25 protein-coding genes and 1 tRNA gene are annotated in these 24,138 nt (G+C 69.8%); 6 read left to right on the top strand and 20 right to left on the bottom strand.

From position 1 onward, the window contains the following. Positions 1 to 34: 34 nt before the first annotated feature. From ACXKZF_RS11440 to ACXKZF_RS11475, 8 genes are all read right to left on the bottom strand, one after another. Positions 35 to 1,210, bottom strand: a complete 1,176-nt coding sequence (locus ACXKZF_RS11440; RefSeq protein WP_488984274.1) for a glycosyltransferase family protein — start codon at positions 1,208 to 1,210, stop codon at positions 35 to 37. Then, a complete protein-coding gene (locus ACXKZF_RS11445) occupies positions 1,207 to 1,782 on the bottom strand; it encodes an acyltransferase (protein ID WP_314451915.1) in 576 nt (191 codons plus the stop codon). Before ACXKZF_RS11445 ends, ACXKZF_RS11440 begins: the two co-directional genes overlap by 4 nt. Next, positions 1,779 to 2,975 carry a polysaccharide pyruvyl transferase family protein gene (locus ACXKZF_RS11450; RefSeq protein WP_488984275.1) on the bottom strand — a complete coding sequence of 399 codons (1,197 nt, stop codon included), beginning with the start codon at positions 2,973 to 2,975 and terminating at the stop codon, positions 1,779 to 1,781. Before ACXKZF_RS11450 ends, ACXKZF_RS11445 begins: the two co-directional genes overlap by 4 nt. Before the next feature lie 52 nt (positions 2,976 to 3,027). Next, entirely contained in the window at positions 3,028 to 4,191 is a 1,164-nt protein-coding gene (locus tag ACXKZF_RS11455) for a twin-arginine translocation signal domain-containing protein (RefSeq protein ID WP_488984276.1), read from the bottom strand. Between the two features lie 119 nt (positions 4,192 to 4,310). After that, positions 4,311 to 5,537 (bottom strand): hypothetical protein, encoded by a 1,227-nt coding sequence (locus ACXKZF_RS11460; protein ID WP_488984277.1) that lies wholly within the window; start codon positions 5,535 to 5,537, stop codon positions 4,311 to 4,313. A gap of 347 nt (positions 5,538 to 5,884) precedes the next feature. Beyond that, positions 5,885 to 5,957 (bottom strand) — tRNA-Thr (locus ACXKZF_RS11465). Between the two features lie 49 nt (positions 5,958 to 6,006). After that, positions 6,007 to 6,384, bottom strand: a complete 378-nt coding sequence (locus ACXKZF_RS11470) for a hypothetical protein (RefSeq protein ID WP_488984278.1) — start codon at positions 6,382 to 6,384, stop codon at positions 6,007 to 6,009. 42 nt (positions 6,385 to 6,426) lie between these two features. Further along, on the bottom strand, positions 6,427 to 7,374 hold the full coding sequence (locus tag ACXKZF_RS11475; RefSeq protein WP_488984279.1) for a DsbA family protein: 948 nt from the start codon (positions 7,372 to 7,374) through the stop codon (positions 6,427 to 6,429). Positions 7,375 to 7,586: 212 nt separating this feature from the next. On the opposite strand from ACXKZF_RS11475, the gene ACXKZF_RS11480 reads away from it, so the two are divergent. Together ACXKZF_RS11480 and ACXKZF_RS11485 are read left to right on the top strand one after the other, a co-directional pair. Continuing rightward, positions 7,587 to 8,690, top strand: coding sequence for an ABC transporter ATP-binding protein (locus ACXKZF_RS11480; protein WP_055956575.1), 1,104 nt, complete (start codon positions 7,587 to 7,589; stop codon positions 8,688 to 8,690). Positions 8,691 to 8,768: 78 nt separating this feature from the next. Further along, positions 8,769 to 10,091, top strand: a complete 1,323-nt coding sequence (locus ACXKZF_RS11485) for a DUF4032 domain-containing protein (protein WP_055956573.1) — start codon at positions 8,769 to 8,771, stop codon at positions 10,089 to 10,091. A 62-nt stretch (positions 10,092 to 10,153) separates the two neighbouring features. Here ACXKZF_RS11485 and ACXKZF_RS11490 read toward each other — a convergent pair whose 3' ends face one another. The 3 genes from ACXKZF_RS11490 to cysS form a co-directional block, all read right to left on the bottom strand. Then, on the bottom strand, positions 10,154 to 10,795 hold the full coding sequence (locus ACXKZF_RS11490; protein WP_488984280.1) for an NAD(P)-dependent oxidoreductase: 642 nt from the start codon (positions 10,793 to 10,795) through the stop codon (positions 10,154 to 10,156). A 122-nt stretch (positions 10,796 to 10,917) separates the two neighbouring features. Next, positions 10,918 to 11,913 (bottom strand): 23S rRNA (guanosine(2251)-2'-O)-methyltransferase RlmB, encoded by a 996-nt coding sequence (gene rlmB, locus ACXKZF_RS11495; protein ID WP_055956568.1) that lies wholly within the window; start codon positions 11,911 to 11,913, stop codon positions 10,918 to 10,920. Then, entirely contained in the window at positions 11,906 to 13,300 is a 1,395-nt protein-coding gene (gene cysS, locus ACXKZF_RS11500; RefSeq protein WP_488984281.1) for a cysteine--tRNA ligase, read from the bottom strand. Before cysS ends, rlmB begins: the two co-directional genes overlap by 8 nt. 67 nt (positions 13,301 to 13,367) lie before the next feature. Here cysS and ACXKZF_RS11505 point away from each other — a divergent pair, with 67 nt between their 5' ends. Beyond that, on the top strand, positions 13,368 to 13,829 hold the full coding sequence (locus ACXKZF_RS11505) for a GNAT family N-acetyltransferase (protein WP_243222514.1): 462 nt from the start codon (positions 13,368 to 13,370) through the stop codon (positions 13,827 to 13,829). Here the strand turns inward: ACXKZF_RS11505 and ispD are convergent. Beyond that, positions 13,826 to 15,025 (bottom strand): 2-C-methyl-D-erythritol 4-phosphate cytidylyltransferase, encoded by a 1,200-nt coding sequence (ispD, locus tag ACXKZF_RS11510; protein WP_243222515.1) that lies wholly within the window; start codon positions 15,023 to 15,025, stop codon positions 13,826 to 13,828. The genes ACXKZF_RS11505 and ispD overlap by 4 nt on opposite strands. A gap of 50 nt (positions 15,026 to 15,075) precedes the next feature. Next, on the bottom strand, positions 15,076 to 15,558 hold the full coding sequence (locus tag ACXKZF_RS11515) for a CarD family transcriptional regulator (protein WP_055956557.1): 483 nt from the start codon (positions 15,556 to 15,558) through the stop codon (positions 15,076 to 15,078). A gap of 206 nt (positions 15,559 to 15,764) precedes the next feature. On the opposite strand from ACXKZF_RS11515, the gene ACXKZF_RS11520 reads away from it, so the two are divergent. Beyond that, positions 15,765 to 16,331 (top strand): hypothetical protein, encoded by a 567-nt coding sequence (locus ACXKZF_RS11520; protein WP_055956553.1) that lies wholly within the window; start codon positions 15,765 to 15,767, stop codon positions 16,329 to 16,331. A 103-nt stretch (positions 16,332 to 16,434) separates the two neighbouring features. Here the strand turns inward: ACXKZF_RS11520 and ACXKZF_RS11525 are convergent, their stop codons facing one another. Together ACXKZF_RS11525 and ACXKZF_RS11530 are read right to left on the bottom strand one after the other, a co-directional pair. Then, positions 16,435 to 17,118, bottom strand: a complete 684-nt coding sequence (locus ACXKZF_RS11525; protein WP_243222517.1) for a response regulator transcription factor — start codon at positions 17,116 to 17,118, stop codon at positions 16,435 to 16,437. Then, on the bottom strand, positions 17,115 to 18,329 hold the full coding sequence (locus tag ACXKZF_RS11530) for a sensor histidine kinase (protein WP_055956548.1): 1,215 nt from the start codon (positions 18,327 to 18,329) through the stop codon (positions 17,115 to 17,117). Before ACXKZF_RS11530 ends, ACXKZF_RS11525 begins: the two co-directional genes overlap by 4 nt. 172 nt (positions 18,330 to 18,501) lie before the next feature. Here ACXKZF_RS11530 and phoU point away from each other — a divergent pair, with 172 nt between their 5' ends. Beyond that, positions 18,502 to 19,185, top strand: coding sequence for a phosphate signaling complex protein PhoU (phoU, locus tag ACXKZF_RS11535; protein ID WP_055956545.1), 684 nt, complete (start codon positions 18,502 to 18,504; stop codon positions 19,183 to 19,185). Positions 19,186 to 19,242: 57 nt separating this feature from the next. Here the strand turns inward: phoU and ACXKZF_RS11540 are convergent, their stop codons facing one another. Further along, entirely contained in the window at positions 19,243 to 19,989 is a 747-nt protein-coding gene (locus tag ACXKZF_RS11540; protein WP_243222519.1) for a phosphoglyceromutase, read from the bottom strand. A 51-nt stretch (positions 19,990 to 20,040) separates the two neighbouring features. On the opposite strand from ACXKZF_RS11540, the gene ACXKZF_RS11545 reads away from it, so the two are divergent. Then, entirely contained in the window at positions 20,041 to 20,838 is a 798-nt protein-coding gene (locus ACXKZF_RS11545) for a class I SAM-dependent methyltransferase (RefSeq protein ID WP_488984282.1), read from the top strand. A 58-nt stretch (positions 20,839 to 20,896) separates the two neighbouring features. Here the strand turns inward: ACXKZF_RS11545 and ACXKZF_RS11550 are convergent, their stop codons facing one another. From ACXKZF_RS11550 to ACXKZF_RS11565, 4 genes are all read right to left on the bottom strand, one after another. Continuing rightward, positions 20,897 to 22,006, bottom strand: a complete 1,110-nt coding sequence (locus ACXKZF_RS11550) for an FUSC family protein (protein ID WP_162240814.1) — start codon at positions 22,004 to 22,006, stop codon at positions 20,897 to 20,899. Then, entirely contained in the window at positions 22,003 to 23,091 is a 1,089-nt protein-coding gene (ygfZ, locus tag ACXKZF_RS11555) for a CAF17-like 4Fe-4S cluster assembly/insertion protein YgfZ (protein ID WP_488984283.1), read from the bottom strand. Before ygfZ ends, ACXKZF_RS11550 begins: the two co-directional genes overlap by 4 nt. 2 nt (positions 23,092 to 23,093) lie before the next feature. Continuing rightward, positions 23,094 to 23,693, bottom strand: a complete 600-nt coding sequence (locus ACXKZF_RS11560; protein WP_488984284.1) for a heme-binding beta-barrel domain-containing protein — start codon at positions 23,691 to 23,693, stop codon at positions 23,094 to 23,096. A gap of 128 nt (positions 23,694 to 23,821) precedes the next feature. After that, a complete protein-coding gene (locus ACXKZF_RS11565; RefSeq protein ID WP_055956532.1) occupies positions 23,822 to 24,112 on the bottom strand; it encodes a hypothetical protein in 291 nt (96 codons plus the stop codon). Positions 24,113 to 24,138: the final 26 nt, after the last annotated feature.

Genomic DNA, 24,138 nt, shown 5'->3' on the forward strand with positions numbered 1-24,138 from the left:
GACCGGCTGACCGGTTCGGACGCGACGGAGGGTGTCAGACGTTCGCCGGTGCCGACGCGCGGTGGCGGGCAGACGACCGCAGAACGAGGTCCAGCACCGCACGGTGCCGCGAGGTCCACCCGTTGTCCTCGATGAACGCCGCGCGCTGCGCGTCGGTGAGGGGCCCGCGCTCGAGCGCGTCGTCGATCTGGGGGGCCATCTCGGCCGTGCTGGCGGAGAAGGTCACCCGTTCGTGGATCCCCCGTACCGGCGGGAGGTCGATGGAGACCACCGGAAGACCCGCAGCAAGGTATTCGTACACCTTGAGCGGGCTCATGGCCTCAGTGAGCGCCGTGCGCCGGTGCGACAGCAGCGACACGTCGCAGTTGCGCAGTGCCGCCACGAGCTCCGACCGACCGACCCCAGCGTGCTGATGGACGTTCGGGATCTCGCGCAGGGCGCGAGTGTAGCCGGGCTCGGGGGTGGGCCCCAGCAGCACGATGTGGAGGTCGGGTCGCAGAACCGCCAGGTGCGCGATCCCCTCGACGTCGAGTCGACTGTCGATCGTGCCGACATAGATCGCACGCGGACCGGGGATGGCGGCCAGCCAGTCCGGCGCCGCGGGGCGGGGGCCCATCCACTCGCCAGGGTCGACACCGTTCGGAACGACGACAGCCGGTCCACGCGGGTCGATCCGATCGATGATCTGCTGCGATACCGCGGCGACACCCACCTCGCTCTCGCTGATCTGGCGGTAGGCCGCGGCATACGCCGGCCAGTAGGCCTGACGTGCCTCCGAGCTCAGCCAGTCGTCACGCCCGAAGTACGTGACCGTGTCGGCCCACCCGAACGGACAGAATGCCGCCACGAGCGGGTTCGTCGTCACGATCGCGGTGCGGCTCATGCCGGCCCGGGCGGCCGCGGTACGCAACTGCTCGTCGTACGAGCGGTAGGTGCGCACGATCGCGGGCACGCTGACCGGGTCGCGACGAGCGAGACGGGTCGGGGTGATGAGCCGCCGGTCCGCGCGGGCGGGGAAGGACTCGGCCGGCCGGATCCCCCGGGCCGCCACGCTGGCGAGCGAGCGGAACGGGTTGGCGACGAGGAGGTTGCCCACCTCGTCCGACGACATGAGGGTCTGAAGGATGCGGTCCGGCGGACGCATCATCCCGCGAGCCGCCGCATCGGCGTAGGTCTCGTAGGAGAATGTGAAGACGACGTCGCGTTTCACGAGACGATCTCCCGGAGCACGCGGGCCGGAGCGCCCACGGCGACGCAGCGGGGCGGGAGGTCGGAGGTCACGACGGCGTTCGCCCCCACGACCGTGCCGGCCCCGATGGTGACGCCGGGCATGACCACGACGTTCTGACCGAGCCAGGCACCGCGACCGATCCGGACGGGAGCCACGCGTGACAGCGGCTGGTCGCGGATGGGGATGTCGGGATCGTCGAACCCGTGCGTGTGATCGGAGATGTAGACGCCGCGGGCCAGAGCAACGGCATCCTCGACGATCACCTCTTCGACGGCGGTGATCGAGGTCTGATTCATCCGCACGCGGTCACCGATGTGGATGACGGGACCGGCGGCGTCGAGCCGCGGCACCATGAACCACGACGACGGCCCGATGAGCACGTCGCGGCCGACCACGACCTTCTGGGGGTTGCCGGCGCGGAACGGCAGCATGATTCGCGATCCGCTCCCGAACTCGGCGAATCCGGTTGCCGCGATCTTGGTGTACGCCGCATCCCGCGCGCGGGTGGCGTACTCCATCAGCGTCATCGGGTTGATGGCCCGCCCCCTCATGACAGGCCCTCGACGTTGCGCCGCGCGAGGTCCGTGACGGTCTCGCGCGCGCCGAGGATCCGCGAACGTAGCTCGGCTCGCTGCTCCACGGCGGTCGACACCGCGGCGAAGAGATCGGCGTCGAACGACGACCCCGGAGCGACGCACAGCTCCGGCGCTCCGAACAGGTCCATCAGTCCCTCGACCTTCCCCTGCGTCGCGACCGTCACCGGCGGCGTCCCGGCCATCAACGACATCACCGCGAGGTGCATGCGCCCGGTGACCGTCACCGAGGCACGCGCGGCGAGGCCGCGGATCTCGGCCGGGGCGAGCAGGCGCGGAACGAGGTGCACGTCGGCGTCGCCTCCGGCGGCGTCCACGAGCGCCTGGCACAGCGGCAGATCGTCGGCGCCGTGACGCGACACGTGCGGGACGACGAGGACCACGAAGCCCGCGGCGCGCAGGGTCTTCACGACCCGCACGTAGGCGGGCAGTCTGTCGCCGACCAGCCCCGACGCGTTCACGAGCGCGAGTTCGCGGTCGCCGAGCTCGGGCAGCAGACGCGGCACGATCGTGTCGTCCCGCGATGTCGCGGCGAAGACGATGTCGGCACTGTCTCGCACCGAGAGACCGTCTGCCCGTGCCCGTGCGGCGGAGCGCGGATCGCGCAGGTACAGGCGCACCCCCGCATCGCCGGCGCGGCGCAGGGCCGCTACGGATCGCTCGTGAGGAGCCGCGTTCCAGCTGAAGCCCACGATGCGGGTGGGCCACCCGAGACGGGCGAGCCGTTCGGCGAGTCCCGCGCGGTTCACGGATGCACGCAGGACGTACGCGCCGTCCATGATGTCGGCACCGATGACGGAGAACGACCGTGCAGAGCGGAGCTCGCGGGCCAGGGCGCGCACGTCGCGCGCATGGCCGACCGCGGAGCCGTAGACGAGAGCGGGAAGAGGGACGACGCGCATCCGCTCGCGCAGAGCGGCCGGCACGTCGAAGTCCTGCACGGATCGCGTCAGGACGACCACCGGTCCGTCGACGGACTCGACGAAGGCCTCTACGAGAGCTTGATCGCCGATGTTGCCGCGACCCGGAGGTGCCAGCAGGACATGGTTTCGGGCCCCCTTCTGCGGTCGAGCGTGGAGGAGGATGCGATCCACGAGGCGGATCAGCCCCTCGGACTGCAGCGGTTTCGCGAGGCGACGGAGCGCGCTCACGGAGCACTCTTCTCGAAGACGTCGGCGGGCTTCCGGCGAGTCGACGGAATGATCACAGTTTCCAAATGGCCCTCAGGTATTCATCGGTAGGTGTAGGTGTGCGCTGTTCGAGCCACGCGGAATCTACGGTTGAAAGGGTCGGATCACTCGTCCATCTCCCGGAATTGGAGTAGGTCGTCGTGGCCGGCGTGAAGGAATTCTCAACGGATGCCCAGACGCCTGGGACGCTTCCGATCATAATCGAATCGCGTGCAGCCAAAACGCCGTTGGTGCCCGACCCGTTCGCTGCCTGGGGCGCACCCGTGGTCGACGTGTAGGCGCCCGTGGGGAGCGGATAACGCTGGAGCATGCGGCTTCCGGCGACAACCAGGCAATGCTCGAAGCGGACGCCGCTCGCGAGCTCGGTGGGGATGAATGCCGCATTCGTGGAGGCGAAGATGACGGTGTCCTTCATGACGACGTCGCGGAGCGCGTGCGTACCTGACAACTGGTAGGTGTCGAGGTGCGCCGACGAGCCCGAGGGCTTGTACATCGACGCGATGTAACAGCCGGTGATCGACAGATCGGTCACGGTGCTGCCCGCCGTCCGCGTCGCCCACGCGTCGGATTCGGTGAGCTGCGACTCAGGGGTCACGCACTCGACGAACTCCACTCCGGACACGGCCCCCGTCTCATTGCTCGAGATGTTGAACGCCCGCCCTTTCGACCACGCCCATGCGAAGTCGGAGACGCCGGTGAGCACCAGCGAACCGGGGAAGGTCCAGAACCCGACGAAGCTCACGCCCTTGACCCGATCGAGCCGGATCGACGCGTCGAAGCTCACGCTGGCGGAACCGTCTCGCGGCATGATCAGGATGCGACGGCCTCGGCCGGTCTGTCCGATGTTCTGCAGGACGGGCTTCGACGACGAACCAGCGCCGTTGCCGGCCAGGCGGCCGGGGCGCACGAGGATGCGCACATTGCCGTTCGGTGCGACCGTGCGCAGCGACGCGATGGCATTCGCGATGGCCGTCCAATTGCAGTCGCATTCGACGGTCTTTTCGAAAGCGTCGGTGGGGCGGGGAGTTCGAGACGGCCAGTGCGAGCCATCAGGTCCGAATCTGGTCGACATGACGGTGGCGGCGGAGGCGACCTGCGGGAGGAGCAGGGCGGAGGCGGCGACCAGGGGCGCCGCAGCGAGGAATCCTACGAAAGAGCGGCGCGTGACAGAATTCATGGCGCAAATATATGAGCAACATGAATAGACGGAAGCTTCTTGCGGGAATCGACCGCTGAACTTAATGTCTTCTTCGCATTACGACCGGTCGGCGCCTCTGGACGCGGTGACACGCGGCGCTAGCGCAGCTGCCAGATCTCCCGCAGCCGGTCGTCCGTCGGCATCGGTGCCCGCTCGTCCAACCAGTCGGCGTCGATGTCGGCCAGCGAGGGATCCGACTCGAACGCACCGCCCGTGGCGGCGGGCGGATCCGCTGCCGAGATAGTGGAGTTCTCGACATTCGCGAACGTCCCCCTCACGCGGCCGATGAAGATGGAGTCCTTCGCACTCATCTCGTCGATCGACTTGGCCGCGTTCACCACCGACGGCGGCCCAGAGGTGAAGGCGTTCGCGCCGTCGGGCAGCGGATAGCGCTCGAGCATGCGGTCGCCTCCCACGAGAAGGCTCCGATCGAAGACGATGTCGCGGGCCTCCGCCGCCGGGATGAACCCGGCGTTGGTGGAGGAGAAGAGCACGGTCCCCTCGAGCAGCAGACCCTCCTTGTCGGCGTTACCCGATAGCTGAAGAGTGTCGCAGTGCGAGGACGAGCCGTCCTCCTTATAGGTCGGGGCGATGTAGCAGCCCCGCACGGAGATGTCGCGGAAGGGGTTCGACCCTGTCCGGAACGCCCAGGTGTCGGCGTCACCCGAGACCGCGTCCGGGGTGACGCACTCCACGAACTCCGTGTTCTCGGTGGGGCCGCTGTCGCCCGACGTGATGTTGAATGCCTGCCCCTTCGACCAGGCCCAGGCCACGTCGCGTGTCGAGGTGAGCACGAGGCTCTTGGGGAACGTCGAGAACCCGGCGAAGGCCACGCCCACGACGGCGTCCAGCCGCAGAGACCCGTCGATCGTCACCGATTCCGTCCCATCGCGCGGGATCACGAGGACTCGGGACGCGCGCCCCTCGCGCCCGACGTCTGCCAGCACGGGTTCGGACGTGGATCCCGCTCCGTTGCCGGGCAGGACGCCCGGTCGCACCAGCACCCGCGCCGAGCCGTCCGGCGCTGCGACGTCGACTGCGGTGATCGCGGCGGCGATGGCTTCCCACGTGCAGTCGCACTCGATGCTCGCGTCGAACGCGTCGTAGGCGCGCGGCGTCCGAGTCGGCCACGTGTGTCCGGTGGGACCGAAGACGTCACCCGCGGGCGGGATCTCCGGAGCGGTGGATGCCGCTGCCGGGGTGACGACGCCGAGACCCTCGCCCGAGGAGTCCGGCGCGGACGGCGACGTGGTCGGCGTCACGGGTTCCCTCTCAGGGGCGCACGCGGCGACGACGGCCACCGGCGCCAGAAGAAGGAGGGACATCGCGGTCCGTCGAGAAAAATCAGTCATTCTTCATTCCGAACACTCCGTAACGGTCCCCACCAACGTCCGACCCACCCTACGCACACGGAAGGTCGGCGACGTTACGGGGGGACGATCTCTCCGCGTCTTCGGGGTGAGTCCACGGGTGAGGAGGATCAGCTCCACAGATCCATTGCCAGATCTCGCTGTCGTGTCCTGCTGCCGTGCCCTGCCTAGGGCGCGTCGAGCTGACGGTTTCCCGGGAGCGACCGACGTCTACCCGCCCATCGTCGAGCGAAGACGAAGCCGACGGCGCCCGAGGGGCCGTGCCCGCTCGCCCGAAGAACGGAGACAGCGAGGGGACGACGTGCCGGCTACAGGACTTGAACCTGCAACCCCCGTATTACAAGTACGGTGCGCTACCAATTGCGCCAAGCCGGCGTGAGACGCCGCGGGCGTCTCGGAGGACGAGTCTAGGCGGTGGGCCGTATCACTCGTTGTGCTTGCCGCTGCGGCGGTCCCAGTCGAGGGACTTGAACTGCAGGAACGAACAGAGGTTGCCGGCGATGACGAGCTCGGCCGCGAGGCTGGCCATCTCGTGAGGCGTGAGCGTCAGGTCGTCGGGGCGGGCGCTGAGCGTCGCTTCCCACAGTGGCTCGTCGAAGCCTTGCGGCTGCATGTAGATCGACGCATTCGCATTCGACAGACTCACGACGACGAGACCCGTGTCCTGGCCGTCCGCGTCCTCTTGGTCGACGACTTTGATCTTTCCCGCGACGAGGTGCCCCTGATCACGGAACTCCTGCACCCAGATCTTCAGCTGATCACGGGACCGCCGCGGCGGGGAGTCCTCGATCTCATCGTTCATGACAACAGAATCGCACACCGCCGCCTCCACCGAGAGATCAGTTCAGCCCGCGGGCGTGGTCGACGGCGCCGGGGTGGCGGTGGAGTAGTACGCGTTGCTGTCGACGGTCAGCACGAACTGCGCGAACTCCTTCGCGTCATCCATATTGCCGACGTACGGCGTGCCGTTCACCAGCACGGTGGCGGTGGAGGTGAGTGCCTGTCCGTCCGTGCCGGGCAATCCCTTGATCGCGCGATCAGTGGCGGCCTTGGCCCAGGCGGTGTACGTCTCGTCCTCGATGCACGACCGCACGGTCGCGACGTCGCTCACGCCCGCGCCCTGAGCCATGTCCGCCAGCTGCTGGTCGCTGTACCCGTCGGTGTCGACGGCGGGCTGGGTGGTGAGCAGTTCGTGGTTGAAGGCGAAGAAGCGGTCCGACGCGTGGGTCGCCACGCACGCGGCGGCTCCGGCGGCGCGCAGGCTGTACTTCGTGCCGTTCGACTTCGAGGTGAGCATCGCCACCGGGTAGTAGGTGAGGGTGGCGGCGTCGTCGCCCACCCACTTCGACAACTGCGTCGCGTTGGCGGACTGGAACTCCCGCGCCTCCGTGGAGAGGTAGTCGACGTAGACGCGGATGTCGACGGGCGCGGCCGTCGATGTCGGCTCGGGAGTGGGCTCCGCGGTCGGGGCGGCCTCGGCCGCCATGGTCGCGGCCGTGCCGTCGACGGTCTGGTCGGCGAGCGGGTTCGCCACCTGTGGTGCGCTGGTGACGAGGAATCCGTCGTCGCTGGCGGCATCCGGAAGCGCCTGCGAGCGGTCTTCGCGCGAGTTCAGCGCGGCCGAGACGCCCACGGCGCCGATGCCGATCACCGCGACGGCGCCGACGGCGATGGCGGAGCGCCGCGCGATGCGCCAGCGCGTCTGCTTCGCCTTGACCTGCTGCGCCTTCTCGCGCACCGCCTCGCGACGGTCGCGTTCGGCGGGCGCATTCGCTGAGGGGTCGTGGGACATGAAACCTTCCGGACGCGGGTGATCGCCGCATGAAACGAGGGGGTTCGCACGGGTGGGCGAACGAGCACCGATGGTAGCCACGCTGGCTGAGAAATGACCAGACACGTGCCATACTGACCCTGCGTGCACTGTCGCCCGCACGGGGTCGCCCCCGCTCATTCCATTCACTACGGATCGTCCGGCACGTACCTGCCGGTGAAGGAGAAGAAGAAATGGCGTCCGTCACCTTTGACAACGCAACCCGTCTGTACCCCGGCGGAACCCGCGCCGCCGTCGACAAGCTGAGCCTCGACGTCGCAGACGGCGAGTTCCTCGTCCTCGTCGGCCCCTCCGGCTGCGGTAAGTCCACGTCGCTGCGCATGCTCGCCGGCCTCGAAGAGGTCAACTCCGGCCGCATCCTGATCGGTGACCGCGACGTCACCGACGTGCCCCCGAAAGACCGCGACATCGCGATGGTCTTCCAGAACTACGCGCTGTACCCGCACATGACCGTCGCCGAGAACATGGGCTTCGCGCTCAAGATCGCCGGCATCGGCAAAGAAGACCGCGCCGCCCGCGTGCTCGAGGCCGCCAAGCTCCTCGACCTCGAGCAGTACCTCACGCGCAAGCCGAAGGCCCTCTCGGGTGGTCAGCGTCAGCGCGTCGCGATGGGCCGCGCGATCGTCCGCCAGCCCCAGGTGTTCCTCATGGACGAGCCGCTGTCGAACCTCGACGCGAAGCTCCGTGTGCAGACGCGTACCCAGATCGCGTCGCTGCAGCGTCGCCTGGGCGTCACCACGGTCTACGTCACGCACGACCAGACCGAGGCCCTCACCATGGGAGACCGCATCGCCGTCCTCAAGGACGGCCTCCTTCAGCAGGTCGGCACCCCGCGCGACCTGTACGAGACCCCGAAGAACGTCTTCGTCGCCGGCTTCATCGGCTCGCCCGCGATGAACCTCTTCACGGCCGACCTGGCCGAGGGCGGCGTCCGCTTCGGCGACATGGTCGTCGCTGTCGAGGCCGACACGATCGGCAAGGCGCACGGCTCCGAGGTCACCATCGGTGTCCGTCCCGAAGACATCCAGGTCGCCCCGGCCGACGGCCGTGGCCTCAAGGTCGTCGTCGACCTCGTCGAAGAGCTCGGCGCCGACGGCTACCTCTACGGTCACACCGAGATCAACGGCAAGCGCACCGACCTGGTCGCACGCGTCGACGGTCGTCGTCACCCCAACGCGGGCGAGACGGTCGTGCTGGCTCCGGTCCCCGGACACATCCACGTGTTCGACCTCGAGTCCGGCGACCGCCTGACCGACCGGGCCATCGCTTCGGCCTGACCCACGCACCGACGCGGCGCGTCCCCGGTCCCGATTCGTTCGGGCGGGGGCGCGCCGCACTGTTTCCCGGAGGTTCCCGTGTCCGAATCCCTCAGCATCACGGCCAGCGCCGTCGATCCGGGGCTCCTGCAGCTGCCGTGGTCGACCGGACTCGGCGAGTGGCCGAGCAGCCACATCGTGGCGCTTCCGAAGGGCATCTCGCGTCACCTCGTGCGCTTCGCCACCCTCTCCGGCCGCGTCGTCGCCATCAAGGAGACGACCGAGGAGATGGCGCGGCGCGAGTACGACATGCTCGGCAACCTCGACCGCCTCGCGGCCCCCTGCGTCGACCGGATCGCCGTGATCGCCGGGCGCACCGATGCGTCGGGCCGTCCGCTGCCCGCGGCCCTCGTCACCGCGCATCTGCGGTTCTCGCTCCCCTACCGCGCGCTGTTCACACAGGTGCTGCGACCCCACACCGCCACACGCCTCGTCGACGCCCTCGCCGTGCTGCTCGTGCGTCTGCACAACGTGGGGTTCTACTGGGGTGACGTGTCGCTGTCGAACACCCTGTTCCGCCGCGACGCGGGTGAGTTCGCCGCCTACCTCGTCGACGCCGAGACCGGTGAACTGCACGGCAATCGCCTGACCCCCGGCCAGCGCGCCCACGACCTGGACATCGCGCGCACCAACATCGCCGGCGAGATCATGGACCTCGAGGCGGGCGGAAGACTCGAGGGCGGAGTGGACGCCATCGCCATCGCCGACGGGCTGGTGTCGTCGTACCACTCGCTGTGGGGTGCGCTCACCGACAAGGAGTCCTTCGCGGTCGATGAGTCCTGGCGCCTCACCGAGCGCGTGCACCGGCTCAACGCCCTCGGCTTCGACATCGGCGAGATGTCGATCCGCACGGCGAGCGACGGCACGCAGGTGTCGATTCAGCCGAAGGTCGTGGACGCCGGGCACCACCAGCGCCGCCTGCTGCGCCTCACGGGGCTGGACGTCGAAGAGAACCAGGCCCGCCGCCTGCTCAACGACCTCGACGAGTTCCGCGCACGCGTCTCGCGCCTCGGCGCCGATGAGGAGATGGTCGCGCACGAGTGGCTCACCCGCGTGTTCGAGCCCATCGTGATGGCCATCCCGTGGGACCTGCGGGCCAAGCTCGAGCCGGCGGAGGTGTTCCATCAGGTGCTCGAGCACAGGTGGTACATGTCACAGGCGCGAGGTCGCTCGGTTCCGCTGGCCGAGGTCGTGAGTTCCTACATCGACGACGTGCTGCGCCATCGCCGCGACGAGGCGACCGTGATGGGTCCGCCGACCGACACCATGTCGCTCCCCACCGTGTCCGACGCCGACGCCCCCGCCACGGGTGAGGTGCCGACGACCGACACCGACCTCGTCGACTGGCGCGACCTGGTCTGACCGACGGAGGCCGTGGCATCCGGAGTCGATCCGGGATGCCACGGCCTCTGTCGTACGCGGGGTCAGTACCCGACGGTGAACCGCTCGCGGGTGTGCTTCGGTTCTTCGATCTCGTCGAGGACGGCGACGGCGAAATCGGCGCCGCCGATGAAGGAGTCGCCGTTGTCGTCGACGACGAGTACATCGCCGCCGTCGCGATAGGACCCCGTGCGCTCCCCCGGCGCCCACGCGCCGAAGCCGCCGGCCGGGTGCACGTAGAACCAGTCGCGGCCGGTGTCATCGGCCTGGAGGTCTTCGAGGATGCCGATGGCCTCGCGGGCCTCGGGCTTGTACTCCTCGGCGAAGCCGTCGGTGTCGATCAGACGCGGTCCTCCCTCGGAGGCGAGCGAACCGCCCGCCCCACCGACGACGCCCAGACGTACGTCATCGGGCAGCGCGGTGACGAGCTCGGTGATGGCGGGGCGCAGCTTGCCCTCCATGTCGCCGCGCGGGGCGACGGCCGAGACCACGACGTCGACGCCCTCGAGCTGGGCGACGAGACCCGGCACGTCGAGGACGGTGCCCTCGATGTACGTGGCTCCCTCGATGCGCTCGGCGGGGACGGAGCGGGCGATCGACACGACCGTGTGGCCGCGACGGACGGCCTCGGTCACGATGTGGCTACCGGCGTAGCCGGTGCCTCCGATGACGGCGATGCGGGGCATGGCGTTCCTTTCGTCGGTCGTGCGGGGAGCAGACCTCGTCGTCGTCCAGCGTGCCGCGTTCAGCACGGCTCGGCAACGCGACGCCGGAGGTTCTCCCCGCTTTCAGAGCAGGGTCGGGCGCGTCACCCGGCGGCGCGCAGCGTCGACACCTGGTAGAGGGCGACGGATGCCGCGATGCCGGCGTTGAGCGACTCGGTGGCGGCCGTGATGGGGATCGACACGACCTGGTCGCACGTCTCGGTGACGAGGCGCGACAGGCCCTTGCCCTCGGAACCGACGACGATCAGGACCGGACGGTCGGCGAGCTCGAGCGAGGGCAGCGATACGTCGCCGTCGCCATCGAGGCCCAGGACGAAAACGCCCTGCTTCTTGAACTCCTTCAGCGTCGCCGTGAGGTTGGCCGCCAGCGCCACGGGGATGCGGGCGGCAGCTCCCGCGCTGGTCTTCCAGGCGGCGGAGTTGACGCTCGCCGAGCGACGCTGCGGAATGATGAGCCCCTGACCGCCGAAGGCGCCCGTGGAGCGGATGATCGCGCCGAGGTTGCGCGGGTCGGTCACGCCGTCGAGCGCCACCAGCAGCGGCACCTCGCCGCGGTCGATGATCTGCTCGAGAAGGTCTTGCGGGTGCGCGTAGGAGTACGGCGGAACCTTCAGCGCGACGCCCTGGTGCACGCCGTCGAACCCGGCCATGCGGTCGAGCTCGGGACGGGTGACCTCGAGCACCGGGATGCCGCGGTTCGTCGCCATCGACAGCATCTCTTTGACGCGGTCGTCCATCTCGACGCGCTGGGCGATGTACATCGCCGTGGCGGGGATCTTCGCGCGCAGCGCCTCGAGCACCGAGTTGCGGCCGGTGACCGTCTCGGTGTCGTCGGCCGCCTTGGGGCTCTTGCGGTTGGGGTTGCCGACCGCGCGCACGCCGGGCCGACCCTTGCCGCCGGCGGCGGCGTAGCGCTCCTCGGCAGCCTTGCGCTTGCCGGCGGGGTGCCAGGCACGGTCTTCGGCCTTGGGGGTGGGACCCCGACCCTCGAGCGCCTTGCGGACGTGCCCGCCGGTGCCCTTCAGGGGGCCTTTCTTCTTGCCGGGGTTGCGTGCTCCGGGGCGTCCAGGCTTAGGCATCGATACTCCAATGTGTTCCGGCCGGAGTGTCCTCCAGCGTGATTCCGGCGGCGGCGACGGCATCGCGGATGCGATCGGCGGCCGCCCAGTCCTTCTCCGCGCGAGCGCGGGTGCGCTGCGCGATCATCTCCTGCAGGAGGGCGTCGAGGGTCGCGTCGGACGACGCGCTCGCGACCGTGGGCTCGGAGGCGTCCAGTCCCAGGATGCCGAGCATCGCGCCGACCGAGCGATGAGCGGCGATCGCGGCGTCGGTGTCTCCCGCGTCGATGGCGACGTTTCCCGCACGCACCGTGTCGTGCAGTGCTGCCAGAGCCTGGGGGACCCCGAGGTCGTCGTCCAGGGCTGAGGCGAATGCGGCGGGGACGTCGCCCGGCACGAGCACGAGCGGATCCGCGCCGGAGGACCGCAGCACGCGCTGACGAAAGGTCGCGATCCGCTCGAGCGCGCTGGCCGCCTCGGCGAACCCGCGGTCGGACACGTCGAGGCTGGAGCGGTAGTGCGCGGCGGCGAGGGCGTAGCGCACGACCACCGGGTCGTGTTCCGCGAGCACATCGGCGGCGAGGGTGAAATTGCCGAGCGACTTCGACATCTTCTGCCCGTCGACGGTGACGAGGCCGTTGTGCACCCAATAGCGGGCGAAGGCGTCACCCGCGGCGGTCGACTGCGCCATCTCGTTCTCGTGGTGCGGGAAGCGCAGGTCGAGCCCGCCGCCGTGGATGTCGAACTCCGTGCCGAGGTAGCGACGCGACATCGCCGAGCATTCGATGTGCCAGCCGGGACGACCGTCTCCCCAGGGCGAGGCCCAGGTGGCCGATGCGGGCTCCCCGGGCTTGCTGCCCTTCCACAGGGCGAAGTCGCGCGGGTCGCGCTTGCCGCGCGGGTCTGCGTCGGCCGCGGTCTCCATGGCATCCAGGCTCTGACGGGTGAGCTCGCCGTAGGCGGGCCACGAGCGCACGTCGAAGTAGACGTCTCCGGCGGCGGAGTAGGCGTGGCCGCGCTCGATGAGCTCGGCGATGAGCTCCTGCATCTGGGTGACCGACGCGGTGGCGCGCGGTTCGTACGTGGGGGGCAGGATGCCGATGGCGGCATAGGCCCGGGAGAATTCGAGCTCCATGCGGTACGCGAGCGCCCACCAGGGCTCGGCGTCGGTGGCGTTCGCGAGCACCTTGTCGTCGATGTCGGTGACGTTGCGCACGAAGGTGACGCGCCCGAAGCGGTGGGTGAGCCACCGGCGCAGCAGGTCGAAGGCGAGAGCTGCGCGCACGTGGCCGATGTGGGGCCCGGACTGCACGGTCGGGCCGCAGACGTAGACGGTGACGTTCGAGGGGTCGAGAGGGACGAAGTCGCGCAGGTCCTGCGCCCTCGAGTCGTACAGCCGAACAGTCACCGCACAAGCCTACCGGCCACTCCGTGCGCGACACCTGGGGGAAACACGCAGCGGCTACGGTGCGGGTATGCCCCTGCTCATCCGCCCCGACGACCTCACCGGCGCCGAGACCCGCGCCCTGGTCGCCGCCCACCTGGCGGGGATGCTCGAGAACACCCCGACCGAGAGCATGCACGCCCTCGACGCCGACCGTCTGAGCGCCGACGGCGTCACGGTCTGGTCGGCGTGGGTCGACGACGAGCTGGCCGGGATCGGCGCGTGCAAGGATCTCGGCCATGACCGAGCCGAACTGAAGTCGATGCGTGTCGTCGAGCGCTTCCTCGGTCAGGGGATCGGCCGGGCCATGCTGCGGCACATCATGGAGGATGCCGCGGAGCGTGGCATCCGGAGCCTGTGGCTCGAGACCGGCAGCACCGACGATTTCGCGGCCGCGCGGGGACTCTATGCGAGCGAGGGATTCCGCGAGTGCGAGGCGTTCGCGCCCTACGAGCCGGACCCGCTGTCGACGTTCATGACCCGCGAACTCTAGAGCGGCACGACCAGGGCCGTGGCGAAGGCCGCGACCCCCTCGGTGCGTCCGGTGAAGCCGAGTCCGTCGGTGGTCGTCGCGCTGACCGACACCGCCGCTCCCCCCAGTGCCGACGACAGCACTCGCTCGGCCTCGACACGACGCGCCGCGAAGCGGGGGCGGTTGGCCTGCACCTGCACCGAGACGTTTCCGACCCGCATCCCCGCCGCGCTCAGCAGCTCGACCGTGTGCGCGAGGAACGCCTCGGCGTGGGCACCGGCGAACTCGGGACGATCGGTGCCGAAGTGCGTGCCGATGTCGCCCAGTCCCGCCGCCGCCAGGAGGGCGTCGACGATGGCGTGCGCCACCGCATCGCCGTCGGAGTGCCCCGACAGGGCCTGCTCCCCCGGCCATTCGAGGCCCGCAAGCCACAGCGTCCCCTCGCCGCCGAAACCATGCACGTCGGTGCCGATGCCCACCCGCGGCACCGGGACCGACGGGGAGGGGACGGATGCCAGGGGGGCGGCGGCGAGCAGGGCACGTGCGCGCTCGAGGTCGGGGGTGGTGGTGATCTTGAAGGCCACCGCGTCGCCGTCGACGACGACGACGTCGTGCCCGGCCGCGGCCACCAGGGCCGCGTCGTCGGTGTGGTCCGCCTCGACCGCGTTCAGAGCCGCACGCAGGACCGATACGCGGAAGGCCTGCGGGGTCTGCGCGGCCACCAACTCGCTACGGTCGACGGCGGCCACCACACGGCCGTTCGCGTCGACCCGTTTGATCGTGTCGACGACCGGCACGGCGGGGATGACCGCGACGGCACCCGCCGCGATGCGCGCGATCACGCGCTCGAACACCGAGGCCGGGGTGAGGGCCCGGGCCGCGTCGTGGATGAGCACCGTGTCGACGTCGTCGCGCAGGATGGCGAGCCCGGCCGCGACGGACTGCTGACGGGTGGTCCCGCCCGAGACGATATCCACCGCGCGGGGATCGCCGTCGGCGGCGTCGCGCGCGACGTCGAGAGCGGCCGCCTCATGGCCCGCAGGAACGACGATCACCACCTGCGCCGGTCGCGCCAGGAAGACGACGCGGAGAGCATGGTGGAGGATCGATCGATCGTCGACGGCCACGAACGCCTTCGGTGCTCCGCCGCGAAGACGGGTACCGGAGCCGGCGGCCACGACGACGACCGCGAAACGCGGGTCCGGGGCGTGAGTCACCCGTTCACGCTAGCGCGACGACACCCGGAGGAATCGCACACCGAGCGGCGTCAGGACGCGAGGACCTCGTCGAGGACGACGCCCGCGCGGTCTTCGTCGGTCTTCTCGGCCAGCGCGAGCTCGGAGACGAGGATCTGACGCGCCTTGGCCAGCATGCGCTTCTCTCCAGCGGAGAGGCCACGATCCTGATCGCGGCGCCATAGGTCGCGGACGACCTCGCTCACCTTGATCACATCGCCCGAGGCGAGCTTCTCGAGGTTCGCCTTGTAGCGGCGCGACCAGTTGGTCGGCTCCTCGGTGAACGGTGCGCGCAGCACCTCGAAGACGCGGTCGAGACCCTCTTTGCCGATGACGTCACGAACGCCGACCAGGTCGACGTTGTCAGCGGGAACCTCGATGACGAGGTCTCCTTGCGTGACGTTGAGCTTCAGATACTTCTTCGTCTCGCCCTTGATGACGCGTTCTTTGACCTCGATGATCGTGGCCGCACCATGGTGCGGATAAACGACGGTCTCGCCAACCTCAAAAAGCATGGAGTTATGTCCTTTCGGCAACATCCAGGATACCACAGGCCCGCATGCGCTATTGTTCCGCCCACCCTGCGCCCCTCCCCCTCGCGCGCGGGCCCCGCATGCCCTCACGGGTGCGGGACGGCGCGGGGAGCCCACCGCGCGAGGCGGACGCGCGCCAGGGACCCCGTAGGATGAGGGGGATGCCGTCTGTCGATCTTGGAGGATCCGTGAAAACGCGCCTGATCGCGTCCGTCGCCCTGGGTGCCGCTGTTCTGCTGGGCACGACGGGGTGCAACCTCATCGCTCCGCAGGCGACCACCATCGACTACTCGGCTTCGGACGGCGTGAACGTCCCCGCCGACGCCGGCCCGCTGTCCGTGCGCAACGCCCTGATCGTCGCCAACGACGACGGCACGACCGGCAACCTCGTCGCCGCGATCGTCAACGACACCACCGACCAGCTGGTGCTGCGCATCGAGGTCGGCGAGGGCTCCTCCGCCGTCCGCGCCGCCGTGAACGTGCCGGCCGGCCGCACGCTCAGCCTCGGCGACCTGACGGACGACGTCGAGCCGTTGCGTCTCGACGACATCGACGCCGTCCCCGGCTCCACCGTTCCGGTCTACTTCCAGTCCGGAGACGGCCAGGGATCGCTCATGCAGGTGCCTGTGCTCGACGGCGCCCTCGAGTACCTCGCGCCCCTCGCCCCGACGCCCGAGGCGACCGTGACGATCGCGCCGATCCCCACGAACACGGCGACGCCGACGCCGACCGCGACACCGACACCCTCTACCTGAGGCCGACCGCGACACCGACACCCTCTACCTGAGGACGACGCCCCTCTCCTTTCGACGACGAAGGCGCCGACGCATCGCGTCGGCGCCTTCGTCGTTCTCTCGCTCACGCCTCGAAGCGATACCCCAGGCCGCGGACGGTGACCAGCATGCTGGGCTCGCTCGGGTTCTGCTCGATGCGCGAACGGATCCGCTTGATGTGCACGTCGAGCGTCTTGGTGTCGCCGAAGTAATCGGTCCCCCACACACGGTCGATGAGCTGACCGCGCGTCAGGACCCGTCCCGCGTTGCGCATCAGCACCTCGAGCAGCTCGAACTCCTTCAGCGGCATGTTGATCTCGCCGCCGTCGACCGCGACGGTGTGGCGGTCGATGTCGAGCACCACGCGCCCGCCCGCCAGGACGCGATCGTCGAGGTCGGCGTCGTCGGGTGTGCGTCGTCGGAGTACCGCGCGCATGCGCGCCAACAGCTCCCTCGTCGAATACGGCTTGGTGACGTAGTCGTCGGCGCCGAGTTCGAGCCCCACGACGATGTCGACCTCGGAGTCCTTGGCCGTCAGCATGATGATGGGCACCTGCGACGTCAGCCTCAGCTGCCGACAGACCTCGGTGCCCGGCATCCCGGGGAGCATGAGATCCAGCAGCAGAATGTCGGCACCGCGCTCGCGGAAAGCGGCCAGCGCGAGGGCGCCGTCTTCCGCGATCTCGACCTCGTAGCCTTCACGGCGCAGCAGGTAGGCCAGCGGGTCGGCGAGATCGGGCTCGTCCTCGACGATCAGAACGCGAGTCATACGGTTTCCTCTTTCACGGGAGCGGAAGCCGCGGCAGACGCCTTACGGCCCTTGCGACGCTGCTTCGGACGGACGATGTCGAGATCCGGGGTCTCCGACAGCGGGAGGCGGATGGTGAAGGTCGAGCCGCGGTCGGGCCGCGACCACAGCCGCACCTCGCCGCCGTGGCGCTGAACGGCGTGCTTGACGATCGAGAGACCGAGCCCGGTGCCGCCCGTGCGGCGCGAGCGCGCCTGGTCGGCGCGGTAGAACCGCTCGAACACCCGGTGCTGGTCGCTCTCCGGAATGCCGATGCCGCGGTCGGTGACGGCGATCTCGACGACGTCGACGTCGAGCTTGATGCCGACTCCGACTTTCGAACCCTGCGGCGAATAGGCGATGGCGTTGGCGATGAGGTTGCCCACGGCCTCCGTGAGGATCTGGGGCTCGCCGCGCACCCACAGACCCTTCGTGCCGCCGCGCACGACGACCACCTGCGCCGAGTCGGCCTGCACCGTGTGCGACTCGACGGCGGCGGTGACGACCTCATCGATCGACACATCGCGCACATCGCGCAACTCTTCGGACGCCTGCAGACGCGACAGGCTCAGGATGCGATTGACCAGGGCGCTCAGCCGCGCCACCTCGGCCTGCATGCGCGCGGCGAAGTGGCGCACCTGGTCGGGGTCGTCGGCCGCCGACTCGATGGCCTCGGCGAGCAGGCTGACGGCGCCGACCGGCGTTTTAAGTTCGTGAGAGGTGTTGGCCACGAAATCGCGCCGCATCTCCTCCACCCGCTCGCGCTCGGTGATGTCGCGCAGCACGACGAGGGTGAGCCGGTTCGAGATCGGCGTCGCCCGCACGGCGACGAGCCGGGCCTCCGCGGGGGCGGCGCCGCGTCGCAGGCGCAGGTTCTCGGCGACGGAGGCGCCTGTGTCGCGGGCGACCCGTGCCACCCGCTTCAGCTCGTCGCTGGCGACGACCTCCCCCGTGTGAACGCCGAACACCTCAGCGGCGGGCGAGAGCGCCAGGACGGTCGACGACGTGTCGCACACGAACGCAGGGTCGTCCATCGCCTCGAGCATGGCGTCCACGCCCTCCGGCACCTCGACGGAGGTCTGGGCCAGAGAACGATCGCGGGCCCGCAGAGCTGCGACGACCAGGCCGACCACCGCGGCTCCGATCAACAGACCTGCGAAGAGCGAGAGCAGCGCGAGCTGCGGTTGTTGCATGCCCCCAGCGTAAACGTGACGATGCGGCTTCACCCGCCGTTCACCCCCGCGCGCACTCACGCGGACGCTACTATTCACTGTCACAGCACCACTCGTTAACCTTCGCTGGACAGAATCCCGGAGGGTTGCGGGACACCTATGTGCCGTGCCGCCGACGAGGAAGGTACCCGCCATGCGCGAAGTATTCCACCAGTCCCTCGAGGACGTTCAGAACCGCCTGGTCGAGATCGCCGACCTCGTGACCATCGCGATCGACCGCGCCACGCGCGCGTTCGGCACGAGTGACGTCGCCCTCGCCGAAGAAGTCATCGAAGCCGACGCGATCATCGACGAGAAGGCCGTCGCGCTCGACGAGCTGGCCATCGAGATCCTGGCCCGCCAGCAGCCGGTCGCCCGCGACCTGCGCATCGTCGTCACCGCCCTGCGCGTGAGCGCGTCGCTCGAGCGCATGGGCGACATGGCCGAGCACATCGCCCAGCTCGCCCGCTCGCGCTTCCCGGAGCGCGCGATCCCCAAGGGTCTCAAGTCGACGTTCACCCGCATGGGCGAGCTCGACGTCGAGGTCGCGCGCAAGCTCGCCGAGCTGTTGCGCACGCAGGATCTGCGCGTCGCCGAGGCCATTCGCGACGCCGACGACGACATCGACGAACTGCACCTGAGCGTCTTCGAGAAGGTGCTCGGCGACTCGTGGAAGGGCGAGGCGACCGCGACGGTCGATGCGACCCTGGCGAGCCGCTATCACGAGCGTTTCGCCGATCACGCGGTGTCGGTCGCCAAGAAGGTCACCTACCTGGCGACCGGGGACTGGGCCGGTGCCGACGAAGACATCTCCTACGAACCCAGCCCGGCCATCTGAGCACGAACGGAAAGGGGGTGGATGCCGATCGGCATCCACCCCCTTCGTCGTGCGGTGTCAGTGCTTGTTGCCCTGCGCGGCCACGGCCGCGGCGCCGGCCGCGGCGGCCTCGGGGTCGAGGTACTCGCCCGGTCCGACCGGCGTGAGGTCGTCGTTCAGACGGTAGACGAGCGGGATGCCCGTAGGGATGTTCAACTCGGCGATATCGGCGTCGCTGATGCCCTCGAGGTGCTTCACGAGACCGCGCAGCGAGTTGCCGTGCGCGGTGACGAGCACCGTCTTGCCGGCCTTCAGATCGGGCACGATGTCGCTGTGCCAGTAGGGCAGCATGCGGTCGATGACGATCTTCAGTGACTCGGTGTCGGGCACCTCGCCGTCGATGCCGTCGTAGCGGGGGTCGCCGACCTGGCTGTACTGGTCGTCGGCAGGCAGGGCCGGCGGCGGCACGTCGAACGAGCGGCGCCACAGCATGAACTGGTCGTTCCCGAACTCTTCGAGGGTCTGCGCCTTGTCCTTGCCCTGCAGAGCGCCGTAGTGACGCTCGTTGAGGCGCCACGAGCGCTTGACGGGGATCCAGAGACGGTCGGCCGCATCGAGGGCGATGTTCGCCGTCTGGATGGCACGGCTGAGCACGGAGGTGTGCAGCACATCGGGCAGCACGCCCGACTCGGCGAGCAGTTCACCGCCGCGCTTCGCCTCGGCCTTGCCCTGGTCGGTGAGTCGCACGTCGACCCAGCCGGTGAACTGGTTGGTCTTGTTCCACTCGCTCTGCCCGTGGCGGAGGAGGATCAGCGTGTGAGGCATGACTCCATGCTATCGACGCGCGGGCGTCGACCAGGAGCTGCGGCTGGCATCATGTCGGACGTGACCTCCTCCCCCGTCGGCCGTCCCACCCGCGGCACGACCGGGGTCAACCGCCTGCGCCGGGTCGACCGCTGGATCGCCCGGCATCCGGCGTTGCGCCGAAGTGACGACCCGCTCGTGGTCGATCTCGGGTTCGGGGCGAGCGCGGTCACGCCCCTCGAGTTGCACGCCCGCCTGATCCGCGAGCGACCGGATGCCACGGTGCTGGGGCTCGAGATCGACGCCGACCGCGTGGCACGCGCACGGGAACAGGCCGCGGGGGTCGCCGGGGTCACCTTCGCCCGCGGAGGGTTCGAGGTGCCCACCGCCCCGGGCCGACGCCCGGCGATCATCCGCGCGATGAACGTCCTGCGTCAGTACGACGAGGCCGACGTCGTCGGCGCGTGGGCGCGCATGTGCGCGCGCCTCCAACCGGGCGGCATCCTGGTCGAGGGAACGTGCGACGAGATCGGCCGGGTCGTCACGTGGGCCGAGGTCGGGGCCGACGCGGTACCCCGGAGTTTGACGGTCTCGCTCAGGCTCGCCGAGCTCGACACCCCCGCCATCGCGGCCGAGCGCCTGCCCAAAGCCCTGATCCATCGCAACGTCGAGGGCGAACGGGTGCACGCGTTCATGGCATCCCTCGACCGGGAATGGACGCGCGCGGCGGCGGTCGCGCCATTCGGCGCCGTGCATCGCTGGCGCACCGCGATGAAGGGGATGCAGGATGCCGGCTGGCCGCTCGTGCGTCGCGAGCGCTGGCGGCTGGGAGAGGTCGGCGTCGCCTGGGAGGCCGTTGCGCCGCGGTGATCGGGGCGACCAGGGCGCAGATACCTCGATACGGGAAGAATCGATCCGGGGCGCCGTCTCAGATGCGCGGGAGCAGCGCCCGCGCCTCGGCGGACGGCATTCCGGCCGCGGTCAGCAGATCGACGGCCAGCGGTCGCATCGCGGCGACGAGGTTGAGTTCGCCCACTCCGCCGTCGGGCAGCAGCGCCGCCGGATCGAGGCGACGAATGACGGCGACCACCGCCGAGCGCGCTGCCGGTTCGAGCGAGATGTCGTCGAGGCTGTCGCGCACCAGCGACGCGCCCCGGGCGAGCTCGGCCAGCAGGTCGGCCGGTATCGGTCGCGTCTCACCGTCCGCGCACAGGTAGGCAGCGCGCCGGGCCACGACCCGCAGGTTGCGCGTGGCCAGGTCCAGCGACTGCCTCACCCGCTCATGGCGCTGCAGCTCCGTGCGCTGGCGTCGGAGGAACGGCGAGATACGCGCGACCTCGCGTCCCGACTCCAGCGACCCGCTCCACGCGTCGACGTAGGTCTGCAGCGACCGGGCACGCTCGAGGCCCCGCTCGGCCCGGACGCGATCGCCCCGGCGCAGCGCCCGCACGATGGTCGCCATCGCGATCTCGAGCGCGTCGAACAGCTCGTCGGCGTCGCGCAGTTCGGTGCGCCTCAGCGTCCGCGGGATCAGCGCCGTGACGATGAGCGCCGCGACCCCGCCGATCGCGCCGTCGGCGAGACGCAGGAAGGGCGCTCCCGTGACGACGACCAGGGCGATCAACGACTGCACCACGGCCGCCAGGGCGAAACCCGGTTGAGGTGAGAGGAAGCGGGCGATCAATAGCGTCGTCGTCATCGCCACGGCGATCTGCCACCAGCCGCTGCCCGCGGTCACCAGCACGATCTCGGCGATGAGGATGCCCACCAGCATGCCCATGACGGTTTCCGCGACGCGCCACGGACGCGCGTCTCGCACGAGACCGAGACTCGACACCGTCACGGTCGCCGCCAGGAGCGGGACCGGATGCCCGAGCACGAAGTGGGCGAACGCGTACGCCGCAGTCGCTGCGACGACGATCTGCGAGATCGCGGGAAGCGACTCGCGCACCCGCGCGACGCGCCGCCGGAGCGTGGAGCGCAGGCGCGAGCGGGGTACGACGACCCCGACGGTCGTCGAGGGGTCGTCGGCGATCATTCCGCCGCGCGGCGGCGTCCGAGGCGGGGCATCCGCGGAATGGACGCGGTGGCCCCCGCGTCGGCGGGTACGACCGTCTCGGCCGCGGCGGCGAGCGGACCGTCGGCGGTATCGACGACGAGTGGCACTCCCTCGGGTGCGGTGCGCTTGACGAGAGCGAGGGCAATCGGCCCCTCCTCGTGGTGCACGGCGACCGACGTGATGGCGCCGATCACGGTGTCACCTGCGCGCACGGCGTCGCCACGGGCGGGGAGGACATTGTCGCTTCCGTCGAGCTGCAGGGCCACGACGCGACGAGGCGGGTGTCCGAGGTTGTGGACTTTGGCCACCGTCTCCTGGCCGCGGTAGCAGCCCTTCGACAGGTGCACCGCCGTGCGCAGCCAGTCCATCTCGTGCGGCAGCAGGCGTTCGTCGGCGTCGACACCGACGCGCGGACGCCAGGCGGCGACACGCAGCGCCTCGACGGCGTCGAGACCCGCGAAGGCGATCTCGCCGCGGACGGCGCCGTCGAGCACGCGACCGAACTCCTCGGCGTCCACGATCGCCTCGGCCCAGTCGCGCTCGGCACCGGGGTGCGGTTCGACGCGGGCGTAGGCCCAACCGCCGGGTGAGACCGCGGGCCAGGGATCGACCCAGACGGGGGCCACCGTGCGCAGGGCCTCGAGGGCCGCGCGGGTGCCGCCCACGACGACGAGGTCGTCGGAGCGGTCCTGCACCTCGACCCGCAGACGGAAGCGCATGCGGGTGAGCCAGGTCGCGAGGGCTTCGGCGTCGGACGCGTCGACGAGCAGCCATGTCGTCTCGCCGTCGTCGACCACCGCGGCCGCATGCTCCACCCGCCCCTGGGGGTCAAGGATCAGCAGCTCGGTGGACACCCCGGGCGCCAGATGCGTCAGAGCCTGCGACGACAGCGAGTCGAGCCAGCTGCGGCGGTCTTCGCCACCGACGGAGATCACGCGCCGGTCACCGAGGGGCGCGAGCGCCGATCCGGACGACAGCCGTCGCTGTTCGGCCACGGGCGAACCGACGTGACGCAGCCCGCGGTCGTCGATCACGGCGCCGGGGACGTCGGTGAGGGAGACCACGATCAGTCCGCCCGCGCGAGACGCGCCGAGGCGTGCGAACCGAGTTCGCGGCCCAGGGCGGCGATGTCCCACGCCCACAGCAGGTGGTTGTCGACCAGTCCGTACAGTCGCGTCGCGGCGACATAGGGCTTCGCTCCGGCGGTGCGAACCACGGCATCCGTCGCCAGATCGATGCGGGGACCCTTGACCTGACCGACGTAGAGCTCCAGGATGCCGTCGGCGTGCGCCAGGCTCACTTCGATGTCGAAGCCGCCGTCGGCGTTGCGCAGAGCCTCGACGTCGTCGGCCGTGCGGATGACGGGCACGGCCGTCGCGGGAAGGAGCCCGGGACCGGCATCGGCATCGCCGACGGGTCGCGCCAGACGCCAGTAACCGACCTCGGACACGAGGGGACGCCGCTCTTCGCCGTCGAGCAGCCAGGCGTCGGCGGAGTAGTTGAGGAAGGCTCCCCCGTCGTGACTGAAGCTCACGCGGTGCGCGAATTCACCGGAGAAGGCACGGCCGTCCGCCTCGTAGTCGATGACTCCGGTGCCTTCCCAGACGCCGACGAGCCACGACAGGGGAACGAGGTCAGCCGGAAGATCGGTCGGGATCTCGATCACGGCGCTCAGCGCTGGCCGCGATAGAGGTTCCAGATGACCGTTCCGGACACGAAGGCGATCGCCAGCGAGGCGAGGCCCAGAAGTCCCACGAAGAACAGTTCGAGCGCGAGGAGGTCCATGCCTCAACTCTAGCCCGAGACCAGGGATGCCAGACCGAAACCGATCGTGATCACCCCGAGCACGACGAGCGCACCCAGCGAGCTCAGCGCCATCCGCTGGATGAACGCCTGCGACCGGCCGTACCAGAGCTGCACGGCGAACGAGACGATCACGCACCCGCCGAGGGCGACCGCGATCCACTGCGCACGCCACTGCTCGGGGGCGAAGATCCCGATGAGGACGCCGGCGATCGCCGCCAGCACCCATACCGCCACGACACCGGCGTAGGTGCGGCGCGGGGCAAGGTCGGGAGTCGACATGACCCCATCATCACTCAGGACCCCCG

Source organism: Microbacterium sp. ABR10 (assembly GCF_057812175.1).